We start from the raw sequence: 4399 nt of genomic DNA on the forward strand, positions 1-4399 counted from the left end.
AAAAGGCTGTCCTGCGGCACGGTAGCCACGGTAGGGACCCTCGGGGTTCTTATCCCGCCCAGTGTCACCTTGATTATTTACGGGATTCTGACGGAAACTTCCATCGGCAAGCTTTTCCTGGCCGGAATCATCCCCGGTTTGATTATTGCCTTTTCATTTGTCATTACCTTGTACGGGTGGTGCAAGATCAATCCCAAGTTGGGGCCGAAAGGGGAAAAATCGTCATGGAAAGAACGGTTCGCCTCCCTCCCACCGGTTTTATTGGTTCTGGTCATCTTTATCGTGGTGGTCGGTGGTCTGATGCAGGGATTCTTTACGCCTACTGAGGCCGGCAGTATAGGTACCTTCGCCGTACTGGTCCTGACTCTGGCCAAGAGGGACATGGATTTGAAAAAATTTGTCAAATCCATCAATGACACCCTGCGCATCGGCTGCATGGTCATCACTCTGATCGCCGGGGCCACCATCTTGGGCCATTTCTTTGCCGTAACCCGGACCCCCTATATGGCGGCCGAATTTTTGGGGGGCCTCCCCTTGAACCGGAACATCATCATGGTCCTCATTTTTGTCGTCTACCTTATCGGCGGTTCTTTTATCGAAGACCTGGCTTTCCTCATTTTGGCTACGCCGATCTTTTTGCCTCTGGTCTTGAAATTAGGCTATGACCCGATCTGGTTCGGGGTCATCGTCTGTGTGGTCACCATGATCGGAATCATCCTGCCCCCCATGGCCATTAATGTCTTCGTCGTCTCCGGTGTAACCAAAGTGCCGATTAATACCATCTATAAAGGGATCTACCCTTATATCATCGGTATGTATGTCTGCCTTTTCATCTTTTTGTTTTTCCCCCAAATTGCCCTCTGGCTGCCTAATTTGTTTTTTAAATGATTCTGTGTTAATATCCCTTTATCAGGAGTTTTCTTTAGACCCCGTCTTTCAGGCGGGGTCTAAAGGGGCACTTATGCCCAAGTGGCATCACGAAACATTCTAATGAGGGACTTTTTACAAGTCCGTCAAATAATGCTTCAGCGTATTTTTTTGCAAATGCGTCCCTTTAACCGTCATTCCAGCATGCTTTAACGTTATTTTCGAACGAAGCGCTCAGCCCAGGGGGCGCTATGAGACATGACTATGGATTACTCCGAACACCGAACACCGAACCCCGAACCTATCAAGGTCTTATTGGTCTCCCCTGAAGTGGTCCCTTTTGCCAAGACCGGCGGTCTGGCCGATGTGGCCGGTTCCCTGCCCAAGGCCTTGAAGCGTCTGGGTTGTGATGTCCGTCTGGTGATGCCTCTTTACCACCTGGTGCGGCATGGCAAATTTCCCCTAAAAAAAGCCTTGGAAAATCTCAATATCCCCTTGGGCAGTCGCCAGATACCGGCCGACATCTATCAAGGCGAGTTGGAAGAAGACCTGCCGATTTACTTCATTGAGAGGGACGAGTTTTACGATCGCATGAATCTTTATGGGACTTCCAAAGGGGATTACTTCGATAATGACAACCGGTTTGTCTATCTTTCCCAGGGAACCCTGAGTGTCGCCCGGGCCCTGAATTTCCAGCCGGATATCATCCACGGTCATGACTGGCAGACCGGCTTGATTCCGGCCTGTTTGCATTTCAGGCGGGGCTTCGATCCTTTTTACCGGGACACGGCTTCTGTTTTTACCATCCACAATATGGCCTATCAGGGGCCTTTTCCCAAGGAGATCGTCGAACTGGCCGGATTGCCCTGGGAATCCTTTTCGCCCGCGGGCCTGGAGTTCTGGGGTCAGGCCAATCTGTTAAAGGCCGGGATCGTTTACAGCCAGATCATCACCACGGTCAGCCGGAAATACAGCCAGGAAATCCAAACCCCCGAGTATGGCTGCGGTTTGGAAGGGATCTTGAGCTATCGCCGTGATGACCTGTTCGGAATCATCAACGGGGTGGATTATGGGCTGTGGAATCCGGAAACCGATTCCTTTCTGGCGGAAAATTATAGCGTCCGGAACCTTTCCGGCAAAAAGGCTTGTAAAAAGGATTTGTTGGACCGGTTTCATTTACCCGGGGACCTCTTGGACTATCCGGTTCTGGGAATTATCTCCCGGTTGGCCGATCAGAAAGGCTTTAATCTCCTGGCGGAGATCATGGACCGACTTTTGAATGAGAAAGTGGCTCTGGTGGTACTCGGCACCGGCGAAGAAAAGTATCACCGCCTGTTTACGGATCTGGCTGAAAAGTATCCCCGGAAATTAGGGATTTGTCTGGATTTTGATAATGCCCTGGCCCATAAAATCGAGGCCGGCAGCGACCTCTTTCTCATGCCCTCCCTCTATGAACCCTGCGGTTTAAACCAGATTTACAGCCTCAAGTATGGGACCATCCCGGTGGTGCGGGCCACCGGCGGCCTGGATGACACGATCATTCCCTTTGATCCCCGGACCGGCCAAGGGACCGGTTTTAAATTTAATGAGTTTCAATCCGATGCCTTATGGGCCGCCCTTCAGGAGGCCTTGACGGTTTTTAAGAATCAAAACCAATGGCAGCGTTTAATGAAAAACGCCATGGCCCAGGATTTTTCCTGGGAGGTCTCGGCCCGGGAATATATCAAACTGTATCATTTGGCGCTGGAAAGGCTTAAAGCGTGAGGCATAGGTACAAGGTACAAGGTGCAAGGTATAAGGTGTAAGGTTAAAAATCAGGTACTACTTTTTGTTCCGCACACCTTGAACCTAAGACCTTTCTTTAATTAAGTATGGTAAAAAAGATCATTTACTTTCTCTGGATCATTGGATTGGGACTCCACTTAGTTGGAAGCGAAGCTTTTTCAGCCCCACCTGATCCGGAGCCCTGGGCCGGAAAACTGAATCTCCTTCCAGAGCAGGTTCAAGCCCTGAAGGATCTCAGAGGCCGATTTCGCCAGGAACTGATTCAAAATCGAAAAAAAATCATGCTCAAGCGTCTGGAACTGCGGACCCTGGCTTCGGAAGAATATAAGGGAGAAAAGGGGGAAGAATTACGGCGTGAGATTCAATCCCTTTATCAGCAGGCCAGAGAGCGCTCCCTTTTTTTTCAACAGGAGGCTTTGAGGATCTTAACCCCGGAACAACGGGAAAAATTATTTCCTGAAATGGATTGGGGATTTCATTGCGGGAGAGGGCTCCCTTGGGGAAAAGGACCGGGAATGGGACGTGGAATGGGACCGGGCAGGAAAGGTCCCGGGCTTGAATATAAAAACGAATGATGAATATCGAATGTCGAAGGAAGGAAAAAGTAGCCCATAGCCAATTTAAGGTTTTTTGAATCAGTTTAGTTTTTTGAAAAACTGTTTTCACCGCAGAGGCGCAGAGAGCGCAAAGAAAAAGATTTTTATTGTTTGCCGGTGAGGGGCCGGCAAACAATAAACTTCGTTACCCTACGGGTAATTAATTGGACGGAAGCACTCTGGGACGGAGTCCAGACCTGGTTTGAACAATCCCGCCTCTCACGGGATTGTTCAAAAAAATCTCTCTGCGTCCTTTGCGGCTTTGCGGTGAAAAAACTCTCTTTTCAAACAACTAAAGTGTTACCACAGAAAGGAATCATCTAAAATGGAAAATTACGAAAGGCGCCACAAAGTGATTCTTCTGGTGGAAGACAATCCCGATGATGTGGAATTGACCATTCGGGCACTGGAACAGCAAAAGATTGCCAACCCGCTGATCGTCGCCCGGGACGGGGTCGAAGCCCTGGATTATCTCTTCGGGAGAGGGAAATATGCCGGACCAGAACTTCCGGCCTTGCCTACTGTTATCCTATTGGACCTTAAATTGCCCAGGCTCGACGGTCTCGATGTCTTGCGTCAGTTACGCAGCAACGAAAGGACCAAGCTATTGCCGGTGGTTATCCTTACTTCATCCAATGAAGAAAGTGACCTGAACAACGGCTATCTCCTGGGGGCCAACAGCTATATTCGCAAGCCAGTCGATTTCGATCAATTCAATGAGGCCATTAAACAACTCGGGCTCTACTGGCTGGTCTGGAATGAGCCGGCCCCCAGCAAAAAACCATAAGGAGAAAAGAATGGGAATACCCCTGAATGTCCTGGTTGTCGAGGACTCGGAAGATGACACCCTGTTGATGATCCGGGAACTGGAGGGGGGCGGCTACGTCCCGGAACACCAGCGGGTGGAAACCGCCGAGGCCATGGGTGCTGCCTTCCGGGAAAAGACCTGGGACCTTATCCTGTGCGACTATAAACTCCCGAAATTCAATGGCCTTCAGGCCCTTAAGCTCTTCAAGGAAACAGGGACGGATATCCCCTTTATCCTCATTTCCGGGACCATCGGCGAAGAATTGGCTGTGGAGGCCATGAAAAACGGGGCCCATGACTATCTTATGAAGGACAAAATACAGCGCCTGGTTCCAGCCGTTCAA

5 protein-coding genes are annotated in these 4399 nt (G+C 49.9%); all 5 read left to right on the top strand.

Annotated features, from left to right (window positions below; genetic code table 11):
- A partial coding sequence (locus HY879_05275) for a TRAP transporter large permease (GenBank protein MBI5602747.1) occupies positions 1 to 888 on the top strand: 888 nt, incomplete at its 5' end.
- Between the two features lie 237 nt (positions 889 to 1125).
- A complete protein-coding gene (glgA, locus tag HY879_05280) occupies positions 1126 to 2631 on the top strand; it encodes a glycogen synthase GlgA (GenBank protein MBI5602748.1) in 1506 nt (501 codons plus the stop codon).
- A 107-nt stretch (positions 2632 to 2738) separates the two neighbouring features.
- Entirely contained in the window at positions 2739 to 3227 is a 489-nt protein-coding gene (locus HY879_05285; protein ID MBI5602749.1) for a Spy/CpxP family protein refolding chaperone, read from the top strand.
- Positions 3228 to 3573: 346 nt separating this feature from the next.
- Positions 3574 to 4035: a response regulator gene (locus HY879_05290; GenBank protein ID MBI5602750.1), complete on the top strand. Its 462-nt coding sequence runs from the start codon at positions 3574 to 3576 to the stop codon at positions 4033 to 4035.
- 10 nt (positions 4036 to 4045) lie between these two features.
- Positions 4046 to 4399 (top strand): response regulator (locus HY879_05295; protein MBI5602751.1); only part of this gene is annotated, 354 nt, incomplete at its 3' end.

The sequence above is a fragment of the Deltaproteobacteria bacterium genome (assembly GCA_016219225.1).
GTDB lineage: Bacteria > Desulfobacterota > RBG-13-43-22 > RBG-13-43-22 > RBG-13-43-22 > RBG-13-43-22.